Origin of the sequence: Cupriavidus sp. CuC1, assembly GCF_044627735.1 — a bacterium.
Classification (GTDB): Bacteria; Pseudomonadota; Gammaproteobacteria; order Burkholderiales; family Burkholderiaceae; genus Cupriavidus; species Cupriavidus ulmosensis.
This window is the reverse complement of the sequence record NZ_JBIUHC010000001.1, coordinates 129,365-152,834: the sequence shown is the minus strand read 5'-3', so window position 1 is coordinate 152,834 and position 23,470 is coordinate 129,365. Positions and strand designations below refer to the sequence as shown.

General features: G+C 66.6%; 16 protein-coding genes and 1 pseudogene. 5 read left to right on the top strand and 12 right to left on the bottom strand.

Annotation, left to right across the window (positions count from 1 at the left end; genetic code table 11):
• Positions 1-47: 47 nt before the first annotated feature.
• The 7 genes from ispC to rpsB form a co-directional block, all read right to left on the bottom strand.
• Positions 48-1,223 carry a 1-deoxy-D-xylulose-5-phosphate reductoisomerase gene (ispC, locus tag ACGLHR_RS00715; RefSeq protein ID WP_400091284.1) on the bottom strand — a complete coding sequence of 392 codons (1,176 nt, stop codon included), beginning with the start codon at positions 1,221-1,223 and terminating at the stop codon, positions 48-50.
• An 11-nt stretch (positions 1,224-1,234) separates the two neighbouring features.
• Complete coding sequence (locus ACGLHR_RS00710; RefSeq protein ID WP_400091283.1) at positions 1,235-2,056, bottom strand: phosphatidate cytidylyltransferase; 822 nt, start codon at positions 2,054-2,056, stop codon at positions 1,235-1,237.
• A gap of 37 nt (positions 2,057-2,093) precedes the next feature.
• Complete coding sequence (locus tag ACGLHR_RS00705) at positions 2,094-2,867, bottom strand: isoprenyl transferase (protein ID WP_400091314.1); 774 nt, start codon at positions 2,865-2,867, stop codon at positions 2,094-2,096.
• Positions 2,868-2,920: 53 nt separating this feature from the next.
• Positions 2,921-3,481 (bottom strand): ribosome recycling factor, encoded by a 561-nt coding sequence (gene frr, locus ACGLHR_RS00700; protein WP_043346946.1) that lies wholly within the window; start codon positions 3,479-3,481, stop codon positions 2,921-2,923.
• 120 nt (positions 3,482-3,601) lie between these two features.
• The gene (pyrH, locus tag ACGLHR_RS00695) at positions 3,602-4,312 is read right to left on the bottom strand and encodes a UMP kinase (RefSeq protein ID WP_267603350.1); all 711 of its coding nucleotides are present in this window, start codon (positions 4,310-4,312) and stop codon (positions 3,602-3,604) included.
• 305 nt (positions 4,313-4,617) lie between these two features.
• Positions 4,618-5,496, bottom strand: coding sequence for a translation elongation factor Ts (gene tsf / locus ACGLHR_RS00690; protein WP_400091281.1), 879 nt, complete (start codon positions 5,494-5,496; stop codon positions 4,618-4,620).
• 265 nt (positions 5,497-5,761) lie between these two features.
• The gene (rpsB, locus tag ACGLHR_RS00685; RefSeq protein ID WP_043346950.1) at positions 5,762-6,505 is read right to left on the bottom strand and encodes a 30S ribosomal protein S2; all 744 of its coding nucleotides are present in this window, start codon (positions 6,503-6,505) and stop codon (positions 5,762-5,764) included.
• 392 nt (positions 6,506-6,897) lie between these two features.
• On the opposite strand from rpsB, the pseudogene map reads away from it, so the two are divergent.
• The 3 genes and pseudogenes from map to ACGLHR_RS00670 all read left to right on the top strand — a co-directional run.
• A pseudogene (gene map, locus ACGLHR_RS00680) lies at positions 6,898-7,719 on the top strand (type I methionyl aminopeptidase); the annotation flags it as partial.
• Positions 7,720-7,786: 67 nt separating this feature from the next.
• Positions 7,787-10,372, top strand: a complete 2,586-nt coding sequence (locus tag ACGLHR_RS00675; protein WP_400091312.1) for a [protein-PII] uridylyltransferase — start codon at positions 7,787-7,789, stop codon at positions 10,370-10,372.
• 23 nt (positions 10,373-10,395) lie between these two features.
• A complete protein-coding gene (locus ACGLHR_RS00670) occupies positions 10,396-12,180 on the top strand; it encodes a pseudouridine synthase (RefSeq protein WP_400091280.1) in 1,785 nt (594 codons plus the stop codon).
• An 82-nt stretch (positions 12,181-12,262) separates the two neighbouring features.
• Here the strand turns inward: ACGLHR_RS00670 and ACGLHR_RS00665 are convergent, their stop codons facing one another.
• Positions 12,263-13,408, bottom strand: coding sequence for a hypothetical protein (locus ACGLHR_RS00665; RefSeq protein ID WP_400091279.1), 1,146 nt, complete (start codon positions 13,406-13,408; stop codon positions 12,263-12,265).
• Between the two features lie 169 nt (positions 13,409-13,577).
• On the opposite strand from ACGLHR_RS00665, the gene ACGLHR_RS00660 reads away from it, so the two are divergent.
• Positions 13,578-14,522 carry a LysR family transcriptional regulator gene (locus tag ACGLHR_RS00660; protein ID WP_400091277.1) on the top strand — a complete coding sequence of 315 codons (945 nt, stop codon included), beginning with the start codon at positions 13,578-13,580 and terminating at the stop codon, positions 14,520-14,522.
• Positions 14,523-14,536: 14 nt separating this feature from the next.
• Here the strand turns inward: ACGLHR_RS00660 and def are convergent, their stop codons facing one another.
• The 4 genes from def to smc all read right to left on the bottom strand — a co-directional run bounded on the left by def (position 14,537) and on the right by smc (position 22,138).
• Positions 14,537-15,070: a peptide deformylase gene (gene def, locus ACGLHR_RS00655; protein ID WP_400091276.1), complete on the bottom strand. Its 534-nt coding sequence runs from the start codon at positions 15,068-15,070 to the stop codon at positions 14,537-14,539.
• On the bottom strand, positions 15,067-17,193 hold the full coding sequence (ligA, locus tag ACGLHR_RS00650) for an NAD-dependent DNA ligase LigA (protein ID WP_400091275.1): 2,127 nt from the start codon (positions 17,191-17,193) through the stop codon (positions 15,067-15,069). The genes def and ligA overlap by 4 nt, the downstream gene beginning before the upstream one ends.
• Positions 17,194-17,255: 62 nt before the next feature.
• Positions 17,256-18,626 carry a cell division protein ZipA C-terminal FtsZ-binding domain-containing protein gene (locus tag ACGLHR_RS00645; RefSeq protein WP_400091273.1) on the bottom strand — a complete coding sequence of 457 codons (1,371 nt, stop codon included), beginning with the start codon at positions 18,624-18,626 and terminating at the stop codon, positions 17,256-17,258.
• Complete coding sequence (gene smc / locus ACGLHR_RS00640) at positions 18,623-22,138, bottom strand: chromosome segregation protein SMC (RefSeq protein ID WP_400091271.1); 3,516 nt, start codon at positions 22,136-22,138, stop codon at positions 18,623-18,625. The genes ACGLHR_RS00645 and smc overlap by 4 nt, the downstream gene beginning before the upstream one ends.
• 448 nt (positions 22,139-22,586) lie before the next feature.
• Here smc and ACGLHR_RS00635 point away from each other — a divergent pair, with 448 nt between their 5' ends.
• On the top strand, positions 22,587-23,462 hold the full coding sequence (locus tag ACGLHR_RS00635; protein WP_400091270.1) for a ferritin-like domain-containing protein: 876 nt from the start codon (positions 22,587-22,589) through the stop codon (positions 23,460-23,462).
• Positions 23,463-23,470: the final 8 nt, after the last annotated feature.

Below are 23,470 nucleotides of genomic sequence, written 5' to 3'. Positions count from 1 at the left end.
GTGCGCCGCTATTGTCGCCGATCCCGGCCGCGCCTCCACCGGCGTCATCACGAACGCGCGCCATCCAGCAAGGCGCCGGCGCGGCGGCGCGCCTCCTGGTCGGCGTCCATCACGCCTTCCAGCGTGTCGACGCTGCCGGGCGAGGCCTGCGCCAACACCTGCGCCACGATGCGCGCGATGTCGGTGAAACGGATCTGGCCTTGCAGGAACGCTTCGACGGCAACCTCGTTGGCGGCGTTCAGGATGACCGGGGCCACCCCGCCTGCCCGCAAGGCGTCGAACGCCAGGCCCAGGCAGGGAAAGCGCGCCAGATCCGGGGTTTCGAAGGTCAGCGCGCCGGCACGGGTAAGGTCCAGCGGGGAAACGCCCGCGTGCATGCGCTCGGGATAGGCCAGCCCGTAGGCGATCGGCGTGCGCATGTCAGGGTTGCCGAGTTGGGCCAGCACCGAGCCGTCGGCGTAGGACACCATCGAATGCACGATGCTCTGCGGGTGGATCAGCACCTCGATGCGGTCCGCCGGCGCGGCGAACAGCCAGTGTGCCTCGATCACCTCCAGCCCCTTGTTCATCATGGTGGCGGAGTCGACCGAGATCTTGCGGCCCATCACCCAGTTCGGATGGGCGCAGGCCTCGTCCGGCGAGATATCGTGCAAGGTGGCCGGATCCCGGGTCCGGAACGGGCCGCCGGAAGCCGTCAGCAGGATCTTGGAGACGCCCGCGCCCAGGCGCGGATCGTCGGCCGGCAGACACTGGAAAATGGCATTGTGCTCGCTGTCGATCGGCAGCAGCGTGGCGCCGTGCTCGCGCACGGCATCCATGAAGAGCCGGCCGGACATCACCAGCGCTTCCTTGTTGGCCAGCAGCACGCGCTTGCCAGCCCGCGCCGCGGCCAGCGTGGGGCGTAGCCCGGCTGCGCCGACGATGGCTGCCATGACCGAATCGGCGGCGGGATCGACCGCCACCACTTCCAGCGCTGCCTCGCCATAGCCAACCTCGGTCTTCACGCCGGCCGTGCGCAGCAGCGCTTCCAGCTCGCTCGCTGCCTGGGCAGTGCCGACCACGGCGTGGGCCGGGCGGAATTCCCGGCATAGCGCAGCCAGCTTGTCGACCTGCCGATGTGCCGTCAGCGCATGGACCGCATAGCGCTCGGGGTGGCGCTTGACCACATCAAGCGTACTTTCCCCGATCGAGCCGGTGGCACCCAGGACGGTAATACGACGCATATCAGATCAACTCAAAGATAGATGGCCAGCAAGGCGGCCAGCGGAAACACGGGCAAGAGGGCATCGATCCGGTCGAGCACGCCACCATGGCCGGGCAACAGCCTGCTGCTGTCCTTCATGCCGACCTGGCGCTTGAGCAGCGACTCGAAGAGATCCCCCACGACGCTGGCGACCACCAGCAGGGTAGACAGCAGCGCCACGACTGCCAGGCCGTTATGGTCGGCCATGCCAGAGAACCAAGTTGGGGAAAAAGCTTGGGTAGCGGCCAGCCCGAGAGCGATCAGCAGCACCACCAGCCAGCCGCCGATGGCGCCTTCCCAGGACTTGCCCGGGCTGATGGTGGGGGCAAGCTTGCGCCGCCCGATGGCCTTGCCGACAAAATAGGCGCCGATGTCGGCCGCCCAGACCAGCACCGCCACCGACAGCAGCACCCCGATGCCCAGCTCGCGCAGGATCAAGGTGGCGTGGCCGAACGCGGGCAGCATGAACAAGCCGAGAATGGCGCCCAGCAAGGTAAAGGACGGGCTGGCCTGGCGCACGCCGCGCGCCAGCAGCACCACGGCGACGCCCCAGCAGGCCACGCCGACCTGCAGCAGGCGGGTCAGCGCCTGGCGGTCGGCAGCATCATGCCAGCCGACCAGGGCGACCAGGCATGCCACCGCATAGACATAGGGCCAGACGCCGCGCAGCCCGATCAAGCGACCGAATTCCCAGCCCGCCAGGATGACGATCACCGCCACCAGGCCGGCCAGCGCCGACGGGGGTGCCAGGAACAGGATCGGCAGGATCAGCAGCAACAGGCATACGGCGGTGATGACACGGGTAAGAAGCATGCGCTGCGGGATTCCGGTGAAAAAATGGAAAACGGCTTCAGGCGGTGCCGGAAAGGCCGGGTGGTGCCACCACTTGCGCGCTGGTACGGCCGAAGCGGCGCTCGCGCTGCCGGTACGAGGCAAATGCCTTGTCGAGCTCTGCGGCGCTGAAATCCGGCCAGAACACGTCGGTGAAATAGAGCTCGGAGTACGCCAGCTGCCACAGCAGGAAATTGCTGATGCGCTGCTCGCCCCCGGTGCGGATGAACAGGTCGGGCTCGGGCGCGTAGGCCATGGCCAGGTGCGGCGCGAGCACGGATTCGTCCACGGATTCCGGATCGAGCATGGGCGAGCGCGCCAGCATCTTGCGCATGGCCTGGAGCAGGTCCCAGCGGCCGCCGTAATTGGCGGCGATGGTGACCGTCAGGCCGGTGTTGCCGTCGGTGCGGGCCTCGGCGTCGGCGATCAGCTGCTGGATGCGAGGGCTGAAGCGGCTCAGGTCGCCAACCACCCTCACCCGGATATTGTTGGCGTGCATCTTGACCACCTCGCGGCGCAACGCGGTCATGAACAGCCGCATCAGGAACGAGACTTCGTCCGCCGGGCGGCGCCAGTTCTCGGAACTGAACGCGAACAGGGTCAGGTACTGCACGCCACGCGCGGCGCAGGCTTCCACCACGGCCCGCACGGCATCCAGGCCACGGCTGTGGCCGGCAACGCGTGGCAGGTGCCGCTGGGTCGCCCAGCGGCCGTTGCCATCCATGATGATGGCAACGTGGCGGGGCACATAGGTGGAGTCGGGGACGCTGAGCGTGGAACTGATGTGATGCATGATGGGAAACGGTACCGGACACAGCGGCGGCTGGCAAGCCGCCGCATTATGCGTCACACCGTCATGATCTCCTTGTCCTTCTCGGCAACCATCCTGTCGATCTCGGCGACGAACTTGTCGGTCAGCTTCTGGACATCGTCCTGGCCGCGGCGCTCGTCGTCCTCGGAAATGGCTTTGTCCTTGACCAGCTTCTTGAACTGCTCGTTGGCATCGCGGCGCAGGTTGCGCACGGCGATCTTGGCGCCCTCGGCCTCACCCTTGACGACCTTGGCGAGTTCCTTGCGGCGCTCTTCGGTCAGCATGGGCATGGGCACGCGGATGGTCTCGCCCATGGTCGACGGGTTCAGGCCCAGGTCCGCGTCGCGGATGGCCTTCTCGATGGCGCTGACCATCTTCTTTTCCCACGGCTGCACACTGATGGTGCGCGAATCGGCCAGGCCGACGTTGGCCACCTGGCTGATCGGCACCGGGGAGCCGTAGTAATCCACTTGTACGTGGTCGAGCAGACCCGTGTGTGCACGACCAGTGCGAATCTTGGCCAGGTCGGCCTTGAACGCTTCAATGGTCTTTTGCATTTTCTGCTCGACGCTCTTCTTGGTGTCGGCGACGCTCATTTTTACCTCCGAAAACGGGTAACCATGATCCCGGACGGCGGGATCGAAAATGAATCATTCTACTCTTTGCCGGCACGCGCGCCACCTTCGGCGGCAGCGCACCAGCGCCTGTTGCAGCACTTATACGTGCACCAGCGTACCTTCGTCTTCGCCCAGGATCACGCGTCTGAGCGCGCCCGGCTTGACGATGGAGAACACCTTGATCGGCAGCTTCTGGTCGCGGCACAAGGCGAACGCCGTGGCATCCATCACCTGCAGGTTGCGCGAGATCGCCTCATCGAAGGAGATGGTGGTGTAGCGCGTTGCGCTGGGGTCCTTCTTCGGGTCGGCGGTGTAGACGCCGTCCACCTTGGTCGCCTTGAGCACGATCTCCGCGCCGATTTCCGCGCCACGCAGGGCGGCAGCGGTATCGGTCGTGAAGAAGGGGTTGCCGGTGCCGGCGGCGAAGATCACCACCTTACCCTCCTCCAGCTGGCGGATGGCGCGCGGGCGGATGTAAGGCTCGACCACCTGGTCCATGCGCAGGGCCGACTGCACGCGGCCAACGATGTCGGCGTGACGCATGGCATCCTGCAGGGCCAGCGCATTCATCATGGTGGCCAGCATGCCCATGTAGTCGGCCGTGGCGCGGTCCATGCCCGCTGCCCCGCCGGCCACGCCGCGGAAGATGTTGCCACCGCCGATCACCACCGCGACCTGGACGCCCAGCCTCACGATCTCGGCGATGTCATTGACCATGCTCTCGATGGTCGAGCGATTGATGCCGAAGGCATCATCACCCATCAGGGCTTCGCCGGACAATTTCAGTAGGACGCGCTTATAAGCTGGCATATTGATCCCCGGGGCTGGTTCGGCTCGTTCTGTTGAGTCGGATATTTGAAGGCAAGCGGCACGGATCGGCGTGCCGCCGCTATAAAAGCCGGTTTTCGGGGTGGCCTGGTTGCTGCACGGCAAACGCAGAACAAACATGCGCTTGAAGCACGGCAGGTCAGACGACTGCGGAAACGGGCTACTTCGCCCGCGCCGCACGGGTAAGCGCGGCGCGGTCATTTGTGCCGAGGGGCACCTTGCGGTGCCCCTCGGCATTATACGGCGACCGGTGGGGCACCCTACCGGGCACCCTGGTCGCCAGGACTTCAGGCCTTTTGGGCGGCTGCCACCTGGGCGGCCACTTCAGCGGCAAAGTCGTCCTGCTTCTTCTCGATGCCTTCACCGACCACGTACAGGGTGAAACCCTTGACCGTGGTGTTGGCGGCCTTGAGCATCTGCTCGACGGTCTGCTTGTCGTTCTTCACGAAGGTCTGGTTGAACAGCGACACTTCCTTCAGGTACTTCTGCACCGAGCCGTCGACCATCTTGGCGACGATTTCGGCCGGCTTGCCCGATTCGGCAGCCTTTTGCTCCGCAATGCTGCGCTCCTTGGCGATCAGCTCGGCGGGCACGTCGGCGGACGACAGCGACACCGGCTTCATCGCGGCAACGTGCATGGCCACGTCCTTGGCGGCGGTTTCGTCGCCGTCGAACTCGACCATCACGCCGATGCGGGTGCCGTGCAGGTAAGCAGCCAGCTTGCCGCCATTGGCGTAGCGGGCAAAGCGGCGGATCGCCAGGTTTTCGCCGATCTTGCCGATCAGGGCGGTACGGGTGGCTTCAACGGTCACGCCATCGATTTCCAGCGCCGACAGCGCAGCCACGTCGGCCGGGTTCTGCTTGGCGACCAGTTCGGCGACCTTGTTCGAGAACGCCATGAAGTCGTCGTTCTTCGACACGAAGTCGGTTTCGCAGTTCAGTTCCACCAGCGCGCCGGTGGTACCTTCGATGAAGGACACGACCACGCCTTCGGCGGTCACGCGCGAAGCGGCCTTGCTGGCCTTGTTGCCCAGCTTGACGCGCAGCAGCTCTTCAGCCTTTTCCAGGTTGCCGTCGGCCTCGGTCAGGGCCTTCTTGCATTCCATCATCGGCGCGTCGGTCTTCGCGCGCAGTTCTGCCACCATGCTTGCGGTAATTGCCGCCATTTGTCACTCCTTGAATGGTTCGCCCCGCCCTATCCCGCCGTCGGTCTGGCAGGATCTGGGATCCGGAGGTATGTTCAACTTCACCCGCGCCAGATCATGCCAGGGGCGGATGACAACAATTCGAAAAAAGGGGGCGTAAGATTCGCCCCCTCGATTGCCGGAAAGCCCCGGCTGCGCGCAGCGCCCCGGCCCTGGGGCCGGTTGGCTAGCGGTGATGTGTCAGCTTGCGATGCGCGCGGTACGGGGTCCTTGCGGCAGCAAGCCTTTAGGCTTCTTCGACTTCGACGAAATCGTCGCCGCCGCGAGCGGCTTCAACCACGTCCTGCACGGCGTTTGCACGGCCTTCCAGGATCGCGTCGGCCACGCCGCGCACGTACAGGGCAACTGCCTTGCTCGAGTCGTCGTTACCCGGGATCACGTAGTCGATGCCTTCCGGCGAGTGGTTGGTATCGACCACGCCGATGACGGGCACGCCCAGCTTCTTGGCTTCGGTCACGGCAATCTTGTGGTAGCCGACGTCGACCACGAAGATGGCGTCAGGCACGCCGCCCATGTCCTTGATGCCGCCGATGGACTTTTGCAGCTTGTCCATTTCGCGCTCGAACATCAAGGCTTCCTTCTTGCTCATGGTTTCCAGCGCGCCGGCTTCCTTGGCGGCTTCCATGTCCTTCAGGCGCTTGATCGAGATCTTGACGGTCTTGAAGTTGGTCATCATGCCGCCGAGCCAGCGGGCGTCGACGTAGGGCATGCCAGCGCGGCCTGCTTCTTCAGCCAGGATTTCGCGCGATTGACGCTTGGTGCCCACGAACAGCACGGTGCCGCGATTTGCTGCCAGTTGACGCACGTACTTCAGCGCGTCCTGGAACATCGGCAACGTCTTTTCGAGGTTGATAATATGGATCTTGTTGCGGTGGCCGAAGATGTACGGAGCCATCTTGGGGTTCCAGAAGCGGGTTTGGTGGCCAAAGTGGCAACCGGCTTCCAGCATTTCGCGCATGGTAACGGACATGAAAAATCTCCAAAAGGGTTAGGTCTGAAGTCCGCCCCGACATTCCTGAAAAGGAACACCCCGGATGGACGGACTCGCAATTTCAAAAACTTTGTATATTTAGTAAGCGCAAGGCGCCTGCCAAATACAGCGGCCACAAGTTAGTAGCTGCCCCGGCCTGCGAGCCGCTGCCAGCATGGCCACATCGACACGCCAGGCAGCTGCAAGAAAGCCAGCCAGAGATTGTAGCAACAAAACAGGACTTCGCTCAAGAGGCCAATCGCCATGGAATGGCGGCGCCCATAGCCGGCGAAGCCCGTTTTCGGCTGCGGTTGGTGGCCGATGGTGCGATAATCCCACTTTAAGATTCGATTTGAGGCGCAGCCCGTGGCTTCGCCGCCACTTTTGCGAGCAGCATGAGCATCCATATCAAGAACGCCGACGACATCGCCCAAATGCGGGTAGCCTGCCGGCTGGCCTCCGAGGTCCTCGACTACATCACGCCCTTCGTCAAGCCGGGAGTCACCACCGGCGAACTCGACCGGCTGTGCCACGCCTATATGCGCGAAGTGCAGGGCACGGTACCCGCACCCCTGAATTATGCGCCGCCGGGCTACCCGCCCTTCCCCGGCGCCATCTGCACGTCGGTCAACGACGTCATCTGCCACGGCATCCCGGGCGAGCGCGTGCTCAAGTCCGGCGACGCGGTGAACCTCGACATCACCGTGATCACCAAGGAAGGCTACTACGGCGACACCAGCCGCATGTTCATCGCCGGAGAGGGCTCGATCCTGGCCAAGCGCCTGGCTCAGATCACCTTCGAGTGCATGTGGAAGGGCATCGCCCAGGTGCGCCCCGGCGCCCGCCTCGGCGATATCGGCCATGTGATCCAGGTCCATGCGGAAAGCGCTGGCTATACCGTGGTGCGCGAGTACTGCGGCCATGGCATCGGCAAGAACTTCCACGAAGACCCGCAGATCCTGCACTACGGCCGCCCCGGCACCGGCATGGAAATCCAGCCCGGCATGATCTTCACGATCGAGCCGATGGTCAACGCAGGCAAGCGCGATATCCGCACCATGCCCGACCATTGGACCGTCAAGACGCGTGACCGCAGCCTGTCCGCGCAGTGGGAGCACACCATCCTGGTGACCGAGACCGGCTACGACGTGCTCACCGTCTCCGCGGGCACGCAGGCGCCGCCGTCGTTCGTCACTGATTCTGTTGCAGCCTGACGCTACGGGCGCCAAAGTTGGCGCCCTTCTTATTTCAGCCGTCCCTTCGATGCCCCAAGCCCTAGCCATGGACGCCACGCCGGAAATCATCCTCGCCACCCGTGTTCGCGATCAGCTGAAAGCCGACAAGCAAGCCGTGTTCGCGGACTTCAACGCGCACGGCCATGTCGGCCACCTGCTGACGCGCCTGCGGCGCGCGGTCGATACCGCGCTGGTCGAAGCCTGGCGCGGCCTGGGCCTGCCGGACGACAGCGCGCTGGTGGCGGTGGGCGGCTACGGGCGCGGCGAGCTGTTCCCGTTTTCCGATGTGGATGTGCTGCTGTTGCTGCCATCGGAGCCCGACGAGGACACCACCTCCAGGCTGGAGAAGTTCATCGGCCTGTGCTGGGACCTGGGGCTTGAAATCGGCTCCGCCGTGCGCACCGTGGACGACTGCATCCGCGAATCGCGCCAGGACGTGACGATCCAGACGTCCTTGCTGGAAGCGCGCCTGCTGACGGGCAACCGCAAGCTGTTTTCCGAGCTGCAGACGCGCTACCAGGCCGACCTGGACCCGCGCGCCTTCTTCCAGGCCAAGCTGCTGGAAATGCGCCAGCGCCACGCCAAGTACCAGGACACGCCCTACTCGCTCGAGCCCAACAGCAAGGAAAGCCCCGGCGGCCTGCGCGACCTGCAGGTGATCCTGTGGATGACCAAGGCGGCCGGCCTGGGCGACAGCTGGAAGGAACTGTTCGAGCGCGGGCTGCTGAGCGAGCGCGAAGCGCAGGAGCTCGCCCGCAACGAGCGCCTGCTCAAGACCATCCGCGCGCGCCTGCACCTGGTGGCCGGACGCCGCCAGGACGTGCTGGTGTTCGACCTGCAGACCGCGCTGGCCGAGTCCTTCGGCTATCGGCAGAACAATAACAAGCGCGCCAGCGAGCAGCTGATGCGTCGTTATTACTGGGCGGCCAAGGCGGTCACGCAGCTCAATATCGTGCTGCTGCTCAATATCGAGGCCATGCTGTTCCCCAGCGAATCCAAGGTGACCCGCGTCATCAACGAGCGCTTCGTGGAACGCCAGGGCATGCTTGAGATCACCAGCGACGATCTCTACGAGCGCGAGCCCCACGCCATCCTGGAAACGTTCCTGGTGTACGAGCGCACGCCGGGCGTCAAGGGCTTGTCGCCACGTACGCTGCGCGGCCTGTACAACGCCCGCACGGTGATGGACGCGAGCTGGCGCAACGATCCGGTAAACCGCCGCCTGTTCCTCGCCATCGTGCAGGAGCCGCAGGGCATCACCCACGCGCTGCGCCTGATGAACCAGACCAGCGTGCTGGGCCGTTACCTGATCAATTTCCGCCGCATCGTCGGGCAGATGCAGCACGACCTGTTCCACGTCTACACGGTGGACCAGCACATCCTGATGGTGGTGCGCAACATGCGCCGCTTCGCCATCGTCGAGCACACGCATGAATTCCCCTTCTGCAGCCAGCTGATGGCCACCTTCGACCGCCCCTGGGTGCTGTGGGTGGCGGCGCTGTTCCACGACATCGCCAAGGGCCGCGGCGGCGATCACTCCAAGCTTGGCACGGCCGACGCGCGCCGGTTCTGCAAGCAGCACGGCATCGAGCGCGAAGATGCCGACCTGATCGCCTGGCTGGTCGAGCATCACCTGACCATGAGCCACGTGGCGCAGAAGCAGGACCTGACCGATGCGGATGTGATCCATGCCTTCGCCCGCGTGGTCGGCACCGAGCGCTACCTGACCGCGCTCTACCTGCTGACGGTGGCCGATATCCGCGGCACCAGCCCCAAGGTGTGGAACGCGTGGAAGGGCAAGCTGCTGGAAGACCTCTACCGCATCACGCTGCGCGTGCTGGGCGGCGCGCGCGTGGACCCGCATTCGCTGTGGGCGCAGCGCAAGGACGACACCATTGCGCAGCTGCGGCTCAAGGCGTTCGACCCGGAACTGGGCAAGCCATTGTGGGCCCAGCTCGACGTGGCCTTCTTCCTGCGTCACGATGCGCGCGACATCGCCTGGCTCACGCGGCATCTGTACAACAAGGTGGACAGCCCGGTGCCGGTGGTCAAGGCGCGCCTGTCGCCCGCGGGCGAAGGCCTGCAGGTGGCGGTCTACGTCAAGGACCAGCCCGACGTGTTCGCGCGCATCTGCGGCTATTTCGAGCGCAAGAGCTTCTCCATTCAGGAGGCCAAGATCCACACCACGCGCCACGGCTATGCGCTGGATACCTTCCAGGTGACCGACCCGGGCATCAGCAGCGATGCCAGCGGCAACTACCGCGACATCATCGCGCTGGTGGAGCACGAACTGGCGGAGCGCCTGCAGCAGCAAGGCACGCTGCCGGAACCCGCCCAGGGGCGGCTGTCGCGCCAGTCGCGCAGCTTCCCGATCAAGCCGCGCGTGGACCTGCGCCCCGACGAACGCGGCCAGTACTACCTGCTTTCTTTGTCGGCCAACGACCGCACCGGCCTGCTGTACGCGATCTCGCGCGTACTGGCCAAACATCGCACCTCGGTGCATACCGCCCGCATCAATACGCTCGGCGAGCGGGTGGAAGACGTTTTCCTGGTCGATGGCAGCCGCCTCGCCTCGGATAACAAACTGCAGTTACAGCTTGAACAGGACCTGCTGGCGGCGCTGGCCATCTAGGCCGGACGCCCCACATAGAAGATATGACCGATAGCAATTCGCCCAAGCGCAAGACGCTGGGCATCAAGACCGCCGCGCCCGAGGGCAACGCCCGCAAACCCGCCGCCACCCGGCCGGTGCGGGTGTCCGACCTGAACCGTGGACGCGTGCGCGCCGTGGTCGACGGCATCAAGCAGGCACAGGAACGCGCCGGCGGCCGCAAGAAGGCGGAAGACGCTGGCCAGCGCCCGCCGCGCGGCCCGCGTACGGGCGACGGCCAGGACCGGCCGCGCCGCTTCGGTCCAGGCGAGGCGCAGGACCGTCCGCGCCGCTTTGCCGGCGAAGGCAACGATCGCCCGCGCCGTTTCGACTCCGGCGAAGGGCAGGACCGTCCGCGCCGTTTCACCCCGGGTGAAGGCCAGGATCGGCCCCGCCGCTTTGGCGGCGACAGCAATGACCGCCCGCGCAACTTCGGCCCCGGCGAAGGCCAGGACCGTCCGCGTCGCTTTGCCCCGGGCGAAGGCCAGGACCGTCCCCGCCGCTTTGCTGGCGAAGGCAATGACCGCCCGCGCAACTTCGGCTCCGGTGAAGGCCAGGACCGTCCGCGTCGCTTCGCGCCCGGCGAAGGCCAGGACCGCCCGCGCCGTTTTGCGCCCGGCGAAGGCCAGGACCGCCCGCGTCGCTTCGCCCCGGGCGAAGGCCAGGATCGTCCGCGTCGCTTCGCGCCCGGCGAAGGGCAAGACCGTCCGCGCCGCTTCACCCCGGGCGAGGGCCAGGACCGCCCTCGCCGCTTTGCCGGAGAAGGCAACGATCGCCCGCGCAATTTCGGTCCCGGCGAAGGCCAGGACCGTCCGCGCCGCTTTGCCGGCCAGGGCGACGACCGCCCTCGCCGTCCCGCTCCCGGTGGCGACAATGACCGTGCGCGCCGCTTCGGCCCGGGCGAAGGACAAGACCGTCCGCACCGCTCCGGCGATGCCGGCCGGCGCGACTACCAGGGCGCCCGCCCCGAACGTACGGAACGTGCGGCCCCCGTGCAAAACGCGCCCCAACCTAGCTCCGATGGCCTGGTGCGCCTGTCCAAGCGGATGTCGGAACTCGGCCTGTGCTCGCGCCGCGAAGCCGATGAATGGATTCCGCGCGGCTGGGTACTGGTCGACGGCCAGCCCGTCACCGAGCTCGGCTCGCGCATCAGCCCGGACGCCAACATCGAGATCCACCAGGCTGCGCGCTCCGAGCAAGGCGAACGCGTGACCGTGCTGCTGCACAAGCCGGTCGGTTACGTGTCGGGCCAGGCCGAAGATGGCTACGAGCCCGCCGCTGTGCTGTTCGCGCCGGAAAACCAGTGGGAGCAGGACCCCACCCGCAAGCGCTTTGCCCCGTGGCAACGCAAGAGCCTGGCGCCTGCCGGCCGGCTCGACATCGACTCCACCGGCCTGCTGGTGCTGACCCAGGACGGCCGCGTTGCGCGCCACCTGATCGGCGAGGACTCGACCGTCGAGAAGGAATACCTGGTGCGGGTGAGCTGGGATTCGCCGGAAGGCCTGGTCGAGCGCGACATCTCGCACGTGTTCCCGGTGGAACTGATCGAGAAGCTGCGCCACGGCCTGTCGCTGGATGGCGAGGCGCTCAAGCCGGCCAAGGTGAGCTGGCAGAACGAGGAGCAGTTGCGCTTCGTCCTGCGCGAGGGCAAGAAGCGCCAGATCCGCCGCATGTGCGAACAGGTTGGCCTGCGGGTCGTGGGCCTGAAGCGCGTGCGCATGGGCCGCATCGTGCTGGGCGACCTGCCGGTGGGCCAGTGGCGCTTCCTTGGCGCCTTCGAGAAGTTCTAAGCACCAGCCGAAGCAAGCTGGCGGCCGCCATGGCCGCCCTGCAAGTCCACCATGGCGCGCGCGCTGCCCTGCGCCAATTGCTTCACAGCTGCGGCGCGCGGCAAGCCGCGCCGTGCGCATTGGCCGTCTCCACCAGCCCGAACACCGCCTTGGCGCCGCATTGCGAGCCGAGCATCCGCTCCTGGTTGTGCCCCACGCCAACCACCTCGAACGCCTGGTGGCGCACCGGCGGGCGCTGGCTGCCCAACGGCATGGCAAGGTATTGCAGGTAGCGCAGGTAGCCGCGCGCGCGCTCCAGCCGGGTCGGCCCCTCGGCCTCGGCGCCGCAGGCCTTGTCGAGCACGCGGTGGTTGGGGTCGTTGTCTTCCGAGCCCACCAGGTAGGTCACCTGGCGCTGCTGATAGCGGCGGAACAGCGCATCGCCCGTCGCGCCGCGCGCATAGGGCACCATGTCGCGCATGCCATAGCGGTATTTGTCGTAGTCCGCGCAAATGGCCGTGTCATAGGGCGCAAAGTCCTTGCCGCGCGGGCGCTCCGGCGTGAAATACAGATACGACGAAGGATTCGCCACCACGTAGCGCAGATCGATGCCGCCCGCGCGGATGCGCTCGTCGACGTTGTTCAGCACCGCATAGCGATGCACCAGCTGCGCGCCGCCCGAGTGGCCGGCCACCGTCACGCGGGTCACCGCGGGAAAACGGGCCTTGTTGGTCACCATGCCGACGAGGTCGTCCAGCACCTGCAGCGAGCTGACCGAGAACGGCGGGTTGACCGCGTCCTCCCCGCCCATCCAGCCCTGCACGCTCCACATCGGCATGCCGTCGAAATGCTTGCCCTTGGCCGCATCCGGCGTGCCCGGGAAGTTCGGCGCGAGCAGCAGCACCTCGTCGGGATTACGCCCGGTTTGCTTGAGCAGAGCCGCGCCGGCCGTGAAGTAGTCGTCGCCATTGCGCCGCAGCCCGTGCTGGACGAAGATCACCTCGCGGATGCCGCGCAGGTCGCCGTCCAGCGGATGGTTGGCGTAGACCGGGAAATCGTAGGCGCTCGCGCCCGTGCCGAGCCTGACCCGTTGCCATTGGGGGGCAGCGGCTTGCGGCGCCGTGCCGGCCGCCGGCGCGGCCTGCTTCGCGGCACTGTCCGCGCCCGGGGCAGCGCAGCCGAACTGGGCCGCCGCGGCCAGCGCAATCAGTGCGATCGACGCGCAACGCGCAAGCCGAATTGTCTTCATGTCCTGTCTCCTGATGCTCGATGTGGCGCGTCGCTTGGCGCGCGCCAGTGTTTTCGTTCGTAAAGCCGCATCATCCTAGGCCGCCGCAACCTGGATGTAAAATATATGCCACAGTGGAGATACATATCTAAAAGATATGTATCCTGCAGCGCCGGCCCGGAAACAAATCATGGAACTGAGACACCTTCGCTACTTCCTCGCGGTAGCCGAAACCGGCCACATCACGCGCGCCGCCGAGCAGCTCGGCATCCAGCAGCCCCCGCTGTCGCAACAGTTGAAGGCGCTCGAGGCCGAGCTTGGGGTGATCCTGTTCGAGCGTCAGCCACGCGGCGTGACGCTCACCGCCGCCGGGCGCGCGCTGCGTACCGACGCGCTGGACATCTTTGCCCGCCTGGACCAGGCGCGCCAGCGCATGCTGCGCATGGCGCGCGGCGAGGAAGGCATGCTATCGGTCGGCTTCACCAGCTCGGCCGCCGCGCACAAGCTGACGCCGGAGGTGCTGCGCGCCTGTCGCCGCCGGTTTCCCGGCATCGCGCTCAAGCTCAGCGAGAACAACGCCGCCGAGGTCATCGAGCAACTCACCGCGGGCACGCTCGATGTCGCGCTGTTGCGCGCGCCGGTGAGTCGCCCCGAAGGCCTGCGCTTCGAGCTGCTGCTGGAAGAGGAAATGGTGATCGCGCTGCCGCTGGACCATCCGCTGCTGCGCAAGCGTGCTGAGTCGGCCCACACGTCGGCCCAGGAAGCCATCTCGCTGCGCGCGCTGGCAGACGACGCGTTCATCCTGGTGCGGCGCCCAGGCGCGCCGGGCATGTATGGCGATCTGCTGAAGGTGTGCGAGCGGCTGGGCTTCACGCCCCGCGTGGGCGCGGAAGTCGAGCGGATGCTGAGCAACCTTAACCTGGTAGCCGCCGGCGCCGGCGTGACGGTGGTGCCGGCCTCGATGGCCGGGCTCAACCCGCACGGCGTGGCTTACCGCCGCATGAAAGAAGCCGACCAGCTGCGCGCGCCGCTGACCCTGGCTTACCGGGAGCGCGACGACAACCCTGCCTGCGCGGCGCTGGTCGCCCTGACCCACCGCATCGCGGCACGCCATCGCCGCCAGGGCAATCGCTGAGCAGTCGTCGCCGCTCAGTCGTCGCTATTGGGAGGCAGGTCGGGAAACAGCACCTCGGTAAAGCCGAAACGCGTGAAGTCCGTCACCCGCATGGGATAGAGGATGCCCTGCAGGTGATCGCATTCATGCTGCACCACGCGCGCGTGGAAGTCCTCGGCCACGCGCTCGATGCGCCCGCCCATCATGTCAAAGCCGGTGTACTTCAGGCGCGTGAAACGCGACACCACCCCGCGCAGCCCCGGCACCGACAGGCAGCCTTCCCAGGCTTCATCCTGCTCCTCGCCAAGCGGCGTCAGCTCGGGATTGATCAGCACCGTCTTGGGCACGGTGGGTGCGTCGGGATAGCGCGGATTGCGGTCGAAGCCAAAGATCACCACCTGCAGGTCCACGCCGATCTGCGGCGCGGCCAGGCCAGCGCCGTTGGCGTGATCCATGGTGTCGAACATATCGTCGATCAGGAGGCGCAGCTCCGGCGTGTTGAAGCGCGTGACAGGGCGCGCGACCTGCAGCAGGCGCGGATCGCCCATCTTGAGAATGTCACGGATCATGCTTGATCTCCGGTTTTAAGCTCGGCCAGCAACGCCAGCATGGCGGCCTCGTCCAGCACGGGCACGCCGAGCGCCTCGGCCTTTTCCAGTTTACTGCCGGCTTCCGCGCCAGCCACCACATAGTCGGTCTTCTTCGACACCGAGCCGGCCACCTTGGCGCCGGCGGCTTCCAGCATTTCCTTGGCGTCCTCGCGCGCGAGCGTGGGCAGCGTGCCGGTCAGCACGAACGTCTTGCCGGCCAGCGCAGCGGGCGCGGCGCGTGCCGCCGGCTCGCTCTCCGGCCAGTGCACGCCGGCGGCGCGCAATTGCTCGATGACTTCCACATTGTGTGGCTCGGCCAGGAAGTTGGCGATGGACTGCGCCACCACCGGCCCCACGTCGTTGACCTCCAGCAAGGCGGCCTCATCGGCTGCCAGCAGCCCGTCGAGCTTGCCGAAATGCTTGGCCAGGTCCTTGGCCGTCGCTTCGCCCACATGGCGGATGCCAAGCGAGAAGATAAAACGGTTGAGCGTGGTCTCGCGCGAGGCCTCGATCGCTGCCACCAGGTTGGTGGCCGACTTGTCGGCCATCCGGTCCAGCGCGGCCAGCTTGGCGACACCGAGCTTGTAGAGATCGGCCGGCGTGTGCACGATAGCCATATCGACCAGCTGCTCGACCACCTTGTCGCCCAGGCCTTCGATATCCATGGCGCGGCGCTGCGCGAAATGCAGCAGCGCCTGCTTGCGCTGGGCCGGGCAGATCAGCCCGCCGGTGCAGCGTGCGATCACCTCGCCTTCCAGCTTCTCGATATGCGATCCGCACACCGGGCATGCGGTGGGCATGACAAAGGCGCGCGCGTGGGCAGGCCGGCGCTCCGGCACCACCGCCACCACTTCGGGAATCACGTCGCCGGCACGCCGCACGATCACGGTATCGCCGATGTGCACGTCCTTGCGGCGGATCTCGTCCTCGTTGTGCAACGTGGCATTGGTCACCGTCACGCCGCCCACGAACACCGGCGCCAGCCGCGCCACCGGCGTGATGGCGCCGGTTCGGCCAACCTGCACCTCGATGTCCTCGACCACCGTGGTCATTTCCTGGGCCGGGAACTTGTGTGCCAGCGCGAAGCGCGGCGCGCGCGACACGAAGCCAAGGCGCTCCTGCTCGGCCAGCGCGTTGACCTTGTACACGACGCCGTCGATATCGTAGGGCAAGGCCGCGCGCCGCTCGCCCACGCCGCGGTAGAAGTCCAGCAAGCCCTCGGCGCCCCGCACTACCGCGCGCTCCGCGCAGACCGGCATGCCGATCTCGGCGAACCAGTCGAGCATGGCGCTGTGCGTCTGCGGACGCGGCGCGCCTTGCAGATCGCCCAAGCCGTAGGCAAAGAACGACAAGGGGCGCTTCGCGGTGATGCGCGGATCCAGCTGGCGCAGGCTGCCGGCGGCGGCATTGCGCGGATTGACGAAGGTCTTTTCTCCGGCCTCGGCCTGCCGCGCATTGAGCTTGTCGAATTCGCGGCGGTACATGAAGACTTCCCCGCGCACTTCCAGCACCGCCGGCAAGTCCACAGCCTTGCCGCGTAGTCGCAGCGGAATTGCCTTGATGGTGCGCACGTTGACGGTCACGTCCTCGCCGGTCTCGCCGTCGCCGCGGGTGGCGGCCTGCACCAGCCGGCCGCCCTCGTAGCGCAAGGACATGGCCAGGCCGTCGAACTTCAGCTCGCAGGCATATTCCACCGCCTCGGCGGCGCTGAACAGGTCGGCCGCGCCCTCGGCGGGCGCGGCGCGCCCCAGCCCCTGTGCGCAACGCCGGTCGAAGGACACCACGTCCTCATCCTCGAAGCCGTTGTTGAGCGACAGCATCGGGATGGCGTGGCGCACCGTATCGAAGGCGGACAGCGGCTGCCCGCCCACGCGCTGCGTGGGCGACTCCGGGGTCAGCAAGTCGGGATGGACGGCCTCGATGTCCTGCAATTCGCGGAACAGCGCGTCGTATTCCGCATCGGGCACCGACGGCGCATCGAGGACGTAGTACTGGTAATTGTGGCGCTCCAGCTCGGCGCGCAGCCAGTCGGCGCGCGCGGCGGGAAAATCGCTGACAGGCGCGGGGGCTTGCGCCGCCGCACCTTCTGGTTTGGTGCTCATGCTGGAGGGACTGAATCCGTTGTCGTCGTTGTCGTCGATATCGTCGATGCAGAACTGGCGTTTCAGAGACTGAACAAACGTAGCGTCACCGGCGAGCCCGCAGGCATGCCGCGCGCCTCGAGCTTGTCGTAGAGCGTCTGAAGCTGGCCGAAGATGGCGACGAAGGACGATTCGCTCAGCGGCCGCATATTGTCGTCGACCAGTTGCGCGCCCATGCGCTGCGCCAGGCTGTAGCCGTACTCGCAAACAGTCTTGAACGGCTTGGTCGCCTGCGCCGCGGACGGCACATCGAGCAGCAGCGTGATCTGGCGGCCAGCCTTGGCCGTGAGGTCATCGCGCAGGAAGTTGGTGTCGCCGAACTGCAGCGTGAACAAGGCCCGCTGCACGCCCTCGGCGTTGGCCTGATAGCGCGTGAAGCGCGTGCCATCGCGCGACAGCACCAGCCCGTCCTGGGTCGCCACCGTCTGCACATAGGCGGCCGACCATGGCGCGCCGTCGGAGATCACGTTGACGCCAAGCTGCACATCACAACTGGCGGCAAACGCATCCAGCTCGCGGCCATTGGCCACCGTCTCGGTCATGTCCGGCAGCTCGGCGGAGGCGTCGAGCGCTTCGGCCAGCGCTTCCACCGCATTGACGAACTCGGAAAACTCGAGCGCATTGAGCGCGCCGCCGCGGTTGGCGAGCTGCACCGCTACCTGCAGGTCTTCGTACTGATGGCCGGCGGTGACCGGCTCCCAGGCATTGGCTTCGCTGCGCAGGCCTTCGATATGCACCTGCTTGGTCCCCGCGCGGCGCAGGCGGCCGGTGAGCGGCAGGATGCGATCGCCCGAGCTCTTGCGCTCCAGGTGCAGCGGCACGATGCAGTCGATCAGCGGATCGATGACGGCCGGCGTGGGCTGGCCATCCAGTGCAACGGGCTCGGGCTGCGGTTCTTTGGCAGGCGCAGGCTCTTGCTTGGGCTTGACCTGTTCGGCGCGTTCTTCATGGTCCGCAGCGTCATGCGGCTCAGTGGGCCCGGCAGGCTGTCCCGACTTCTCGGCATGCCCGGGCTTGCCGGCAGCCGCATGGGGCGCATGGGGCGCATGAGTCGATGAGGGCGCCGCAGCAACGGCGACTTCGTCCGCCAGGGCGTCGTCGGCATCGGCCGAGCTGGCGGCCATGCGAGCCGCCACGGCGGCGGCGTCCAGCGGCGAGGCCGACAGCGTGGGCTCGCGGCGCTCGACCTGATGCTCGGGCGACGGCTCGTGCAGCTTGGCGCTGACTTCCGGCTTGATCACCGGGCTGACCACCGGCTCGCGCATCGGCGGCAGGTCGTCTTCGGGCTGCAGCGCGCGCGGGCGGCGCGCCTTGCGGATCTGCCACTGGTTATAGGCTACGACCAGCAGCAGCAGGACAATACCGGCAACGATCAGGGCTGTCTGGAGCGTCATGCTGCCTCCGCCATCGAGATCGCTGCGTCCATATCCACGGCGACGATACGCGATACCCCTTGCTCCTGCATCGTCACGCCAATCAACTGGTGTGCCATTTCCATTGCGATTTTATTGTGGGAAATGAAGACGAACTGGGTCTTGTCCGACATGCGCGCCACCATATTGGCGTAGCGCTCCGTATTGGCATCGTCCAGCGGCGCGTCCACCTCGTCGAGCAAGCAGAACGGCGCCGGATTGAGCTGGAACATGGCGAACACCAGCGCGATGGCCGTCAGGGCCTTCTCGCCGCCCGACAGCAAGTGAATGGTCGAGTTCTTCTTGCCCGGCGGCTGCGCCATCACCTGCACTCCCGCGTCGAGGATTTCGTCACCGGTCATGATCAGCTTGGCTTGCCCGCCACCGAACAGCAACGGGAACAGCTCGCCGAAGTGGTGGTTGACCTGGTCGAAGGTCCCCTGCAGCATCGCGCGGGTTTCCTGGTCGATCTTGTGGATCGCGTCTTCCAGCGTGGTGATGGCGTCGACCAGGTCGGCCGACTGCGCATCGAGGAAGGTCTTGCGCTCGCGCGCCGCCGCCAGTTCGTCCAGCGCGGCCATGTTCACCGGCCCGAGCGCATTAATGGCGTTGTTCAGGCGCGTGACCTCGCCCTGCAGGTAGGAGGGCTTGAGATCGGGCGTGAGCTTCTCGGCCAGCGCGGCCTCGTCCACCTCTGCGGTGGTCAGCTGCTCGCTGAACTGCTCCTGGTTCAGGCGCGCGGCCTGTTCCTTCAACTGGTACTCGGTGATGCGGTCGCGCAGCGGCTGCAGGCTGCGCTCGGCGGCCAGGCGCTGGTCGTCGTACTGGCGCAGTTGCGCCGACAGCGCGTCCAGCTCGGTGCGGGCGAGCTGGAGCTTTTCTTCCTTCACGGCGCGCCGCTCCAGCGCGTCCTGCAGCCCGGTGTGGGCGGTCTGCTCGTTGATGGTTTCCAGCTCGACGCGGGCGTCTTCCAGCGACTGCGCAAGACGCTCCGACTGGTCGCCGGCGGTCTGGATATTGCGGCGCAGCTCGTCGATGCGGTTAGCCAGGTTGCGCTCGGCAAACAGGGCTTCCTGCGCCGCGCGCTCGAAATCGCGCAGCTGGTGCCGTGCCGATGACAGCTTGCTGTCCAGCGCTTCGAAGGCCATCTGGTGGTCTTCGTGGGTAGACTGCATCTCCGCCAGGGCGGCGTCATGCTGCTCGAAGCTGGCTTCGGATTCCGCGCGGATGGCGCGCTGCTCTTCGATCTGCGCGGCGATTTCCGCCAGTTCCTCGCGGATCTGGCCGCTGCGCGCAGCGTAGCGCTCCATGGCCTGCGACAGCTTGAGCACGTCCATCTGCAGCGCGTGCACGCGGCGGGTGGCTTGCTCGCTGCGCCCGCGCGCCTCGGTGAGCGCCGCGCTGGCCTGCGTGTAGGCTGCTTCGGCGCGGACCGCCTGGCTCTTGGCTTCGTCGGACAGCAGCAGCTGGGCGCGCGCCTGCTTCTGCAGGTTTTCGATTTCCTGCTCGCGGGCCAGCATGCCGGCCTGCTCGGAATCGGCCGCATAGAGGTGGACCGAGTTGCGGCCCACCAGGTGGCCCTCGGCCACCACGAACGACGCACCTTCCGGCAGCGTGGCGCGCTGGGCCAGCGCCGACGCCATGTCGGCAGCGGTGTAGATGTCGGCCAGCCAGTCCTGCATCACGGCCCGGATGCCGGGCTCGGTGATCTGCACCAGCGCCATCAGCGGGCGCAGGCCGGCAGGGGCTTCCTGCGGGCGCGCGGCCGGCGGCGGCGAATAGAAGGCCAGCTTGGCAGGCGGCGCGTCGGACAGGAAGGACTTGATCCAGTCCAGGTTGGAGACTTCGAGCGCGCCGAGCTTTTCACGCAGCACGGATTCCAGCGCGCTTTCCCAGCCCGGCTCGATATGGAGCTTCTTCCACAGGCGCGGCAGCTCGGCCAGGCCGTGCTTGGCCAGCCACGGCTGCACCTTGCCTTCGGTCTGCACGTTTTCCTGCAATTGCCTGAGCGCGGCCAGGCGCGCTTCCAGTGCCCCGATCGCGGCGGCCTCGCGCTGCACGCGCTCCTGCGCGCTGCGGCGCTCGCTGTCCAGGCGCGGCACGCTATCGGCGGAGTCAGCCAGGATGGCCTGCGCCTCTTCCAGCACGGCTTCCTGCTCGGCCAGCTCGGCGCGCTGCTCTTCCAGGCGGATCTCATCGGGACGGTCCAGCCCCTTTTCTTCGCCGGACAAGCGCTCACGGCGCTGCTCGAGCTGCTGCAGCATCTGGTCGGCGCTGCGCTGCTGCGCGGCCTCCAGCTTGAGTGCCTGCTCGGCCTGCATGATGCTGGCGCGCTGCTCGTTGGACAGCACCTGGGCATCGCGCCATTGGGCTTCCAGCGTGGGCAGCTCGTCAGTCTTGTGTGCGACGGCCTCCTGGGCCTCGATGGTGCGGCCTTCGGCCACCGCCAGTTCTTCCTCGGCCTGCGCCAAGGCATCGGTAGCCTGCTCGGCCTTGCCCTGCCACTGCTCGCGCTGCGCCGTCAGTGCGGCGATCTGGGCCTGCACGCGGTTGCGCGACTCCACCACATAGCGGATCTCGGCTTCGAGCTTGCTGACTTCGGCATTGGCCTCGTACAAGCCGCCCTGCGCGGTGTGCATATTGTCCGAGGCCGCGTAATGCGCGGCGCGCATGGTCTCGAGCTCGGCCTCGACGTGGCGCAGTTGCGCGGTTTGCGCTTCCAGGTCGATCTGGGCCTGCTCGATGGCGCGCGTGTGCCGCTCCTGCTCGGCCTGGGCCTCGCGCTTGCGCAGCAGCCACAACAGGTGCTGCTTTTCCTCGCCGTCGGACTGCAAGGTCTTGAAGCGCTGGGCCACTTCGGCCTGCCCTTCGAGCTTGTCCAGGTTGGTGCCAAGCTCGCGCAGGATGTCTTCGACGCGGGTCAGGTTCTCGCGCGTGTCCGACAGGCGGTTTTCGGTTTCGCGGCGGCGTTCCTTGTACTTGGACACGCCTGCGGCTTCTTCCAGGAAGATCCGCATGTCGTCGGGCTTGGCCTCGATGATGCGCGAGATCATGCCCTGCCCGATGATGGCGTAGGCGCGCGGCCCCAGGCCGGTGCCCAGGAAGATGTCCTGGATGTCGCGGCGGCGCACGGCCTGGTTGTTGATGTAGTAGGAGGACGTGCCGTCGCGGGTCAGCACCCGCTTGACGGCGATCTCGGCATATTGGCTCCATTGCCCGCCAGCGCGCCCCTCGGGGTTGTCGAACACCAGTTCGACGCTAGCGCGCCCCGCCTGCTTGCGCGCGGTGGAGCCATTGAAGATCACGTCCTGCATGGACTCGCCGCGCAGCTCGGAGGCACGCGACTCGCCCAGCACCCAGCGCACCGCATCGATGATGTTCGATTTGCCGCAGCCGTTGGGACCGACGATGCCGACCAGTTGGCCGGGCACTTGAAAATTGGTGGGATCGACGAAGGACTTGAAGCCCGCCAGCTTGATCGAGGACAGTCGCACGGTTGGTCGTGGGGTATCTAGCGTAATGCAGCGTTCAGGAGAGCCGGGCCCCAACGAGAAGCGGGGCCGACGCGTGCCGGTTGCGCCCCATGCCTTCTCTCTTGTGCCCGATAGATGGCGCTAATCATACCATCGCGCCTCCGGCGTCCGGGCGCTTTCCGGGCTAAGCGCAAGGCATTTCCCTGGGGGATTTGGGCCGCTTCCGATACACCTTGTGCGGTTCGCGCCCCACACTCCGGTAATGCTGCCATGTGGCGAAGACCACCACCCTGCGCTGATTGACGTCGTTTGCTCGGCACCGGCGGGAAACTTCCGAGGGTTAGTGCTAGTCTCTTCATTGTCAGCGTGATCCTTGAGGCCCATTGCGCCCGCCGTCCTTTTACCGGCGCAATGGCTGCCTCCGGCCAACGCGGAGCCCGGCTTCGCGACCCTTCTGGGAGTGTTCAGCATGACCGCCTTCACCCCGGCGATATCAGACGGCAGCGCATCCGGCCAAGATGCCGGCTTTGTGACCAAAGCGCCACCCTGGTCCCTGAGCGACATCGATTTCCAGGCCATCGACACCGCCCGGGTGCGACCCGATCGCGAGTTGTTCTACCTGCTGGTGTCGGCGTCCTTTGTCGAAAGCGGCTCGGACACGTATGCCGGCAACCTGGCCCACTACTACGCCGCCAACCCCGAGGCTTCCTGCTGGCTGTCCGAACACTGGGAGGCGGAGGAACTGCAGCACGGCCTGGCCCTGCGGCGCTATGTGGAACATGTCTGGCCCGAGTTCGACTGGGAGCGCGGCTACGCGCGGTTCTTCGAGGAATACCGCCATACCTGCTCGATCGACAAATTCGAGCCCACGGAAGCCCTTGAGATGGCCGCGCGCTGCGTGGTCGAGACCGGCACCGCGGCCCTCTACCGCTCCCTGGAGCAAGCCAGCGACGAGCCGGTGCTGCGCAACCTGACGCGGCGCATCGCCGATGACGAGGTGCGCCACTACAAGCATTTCTACCGCTACTTCAACACCTTCAACGGCGTGGAACGGCTCGGCCGCCTGCGCGTGCTGGGCGCTTTGGTGCGCCGCCTGCTGGAAATCAAGAACGAAGACGCGGAGATCGCGCTGCGCAATGTGCTGCGCATCGAGCGCGGCACCGAGGATATCCCGCAAAAGGACGTGCGCAAGCTCAACTCCCGGGTCAGCGCCGTGATCCGGCGCAACCTGCCGATCGAGATGACGGTCAAGATGCTGCTGCGCCCGCTGCGCCTGCATGCCGGCGTGGAGCGCGCCATCCGCAAGCCGCTGGTGGCGGTGGTCTCGCGGGCGATGCTTTATTGAGGCCGAGT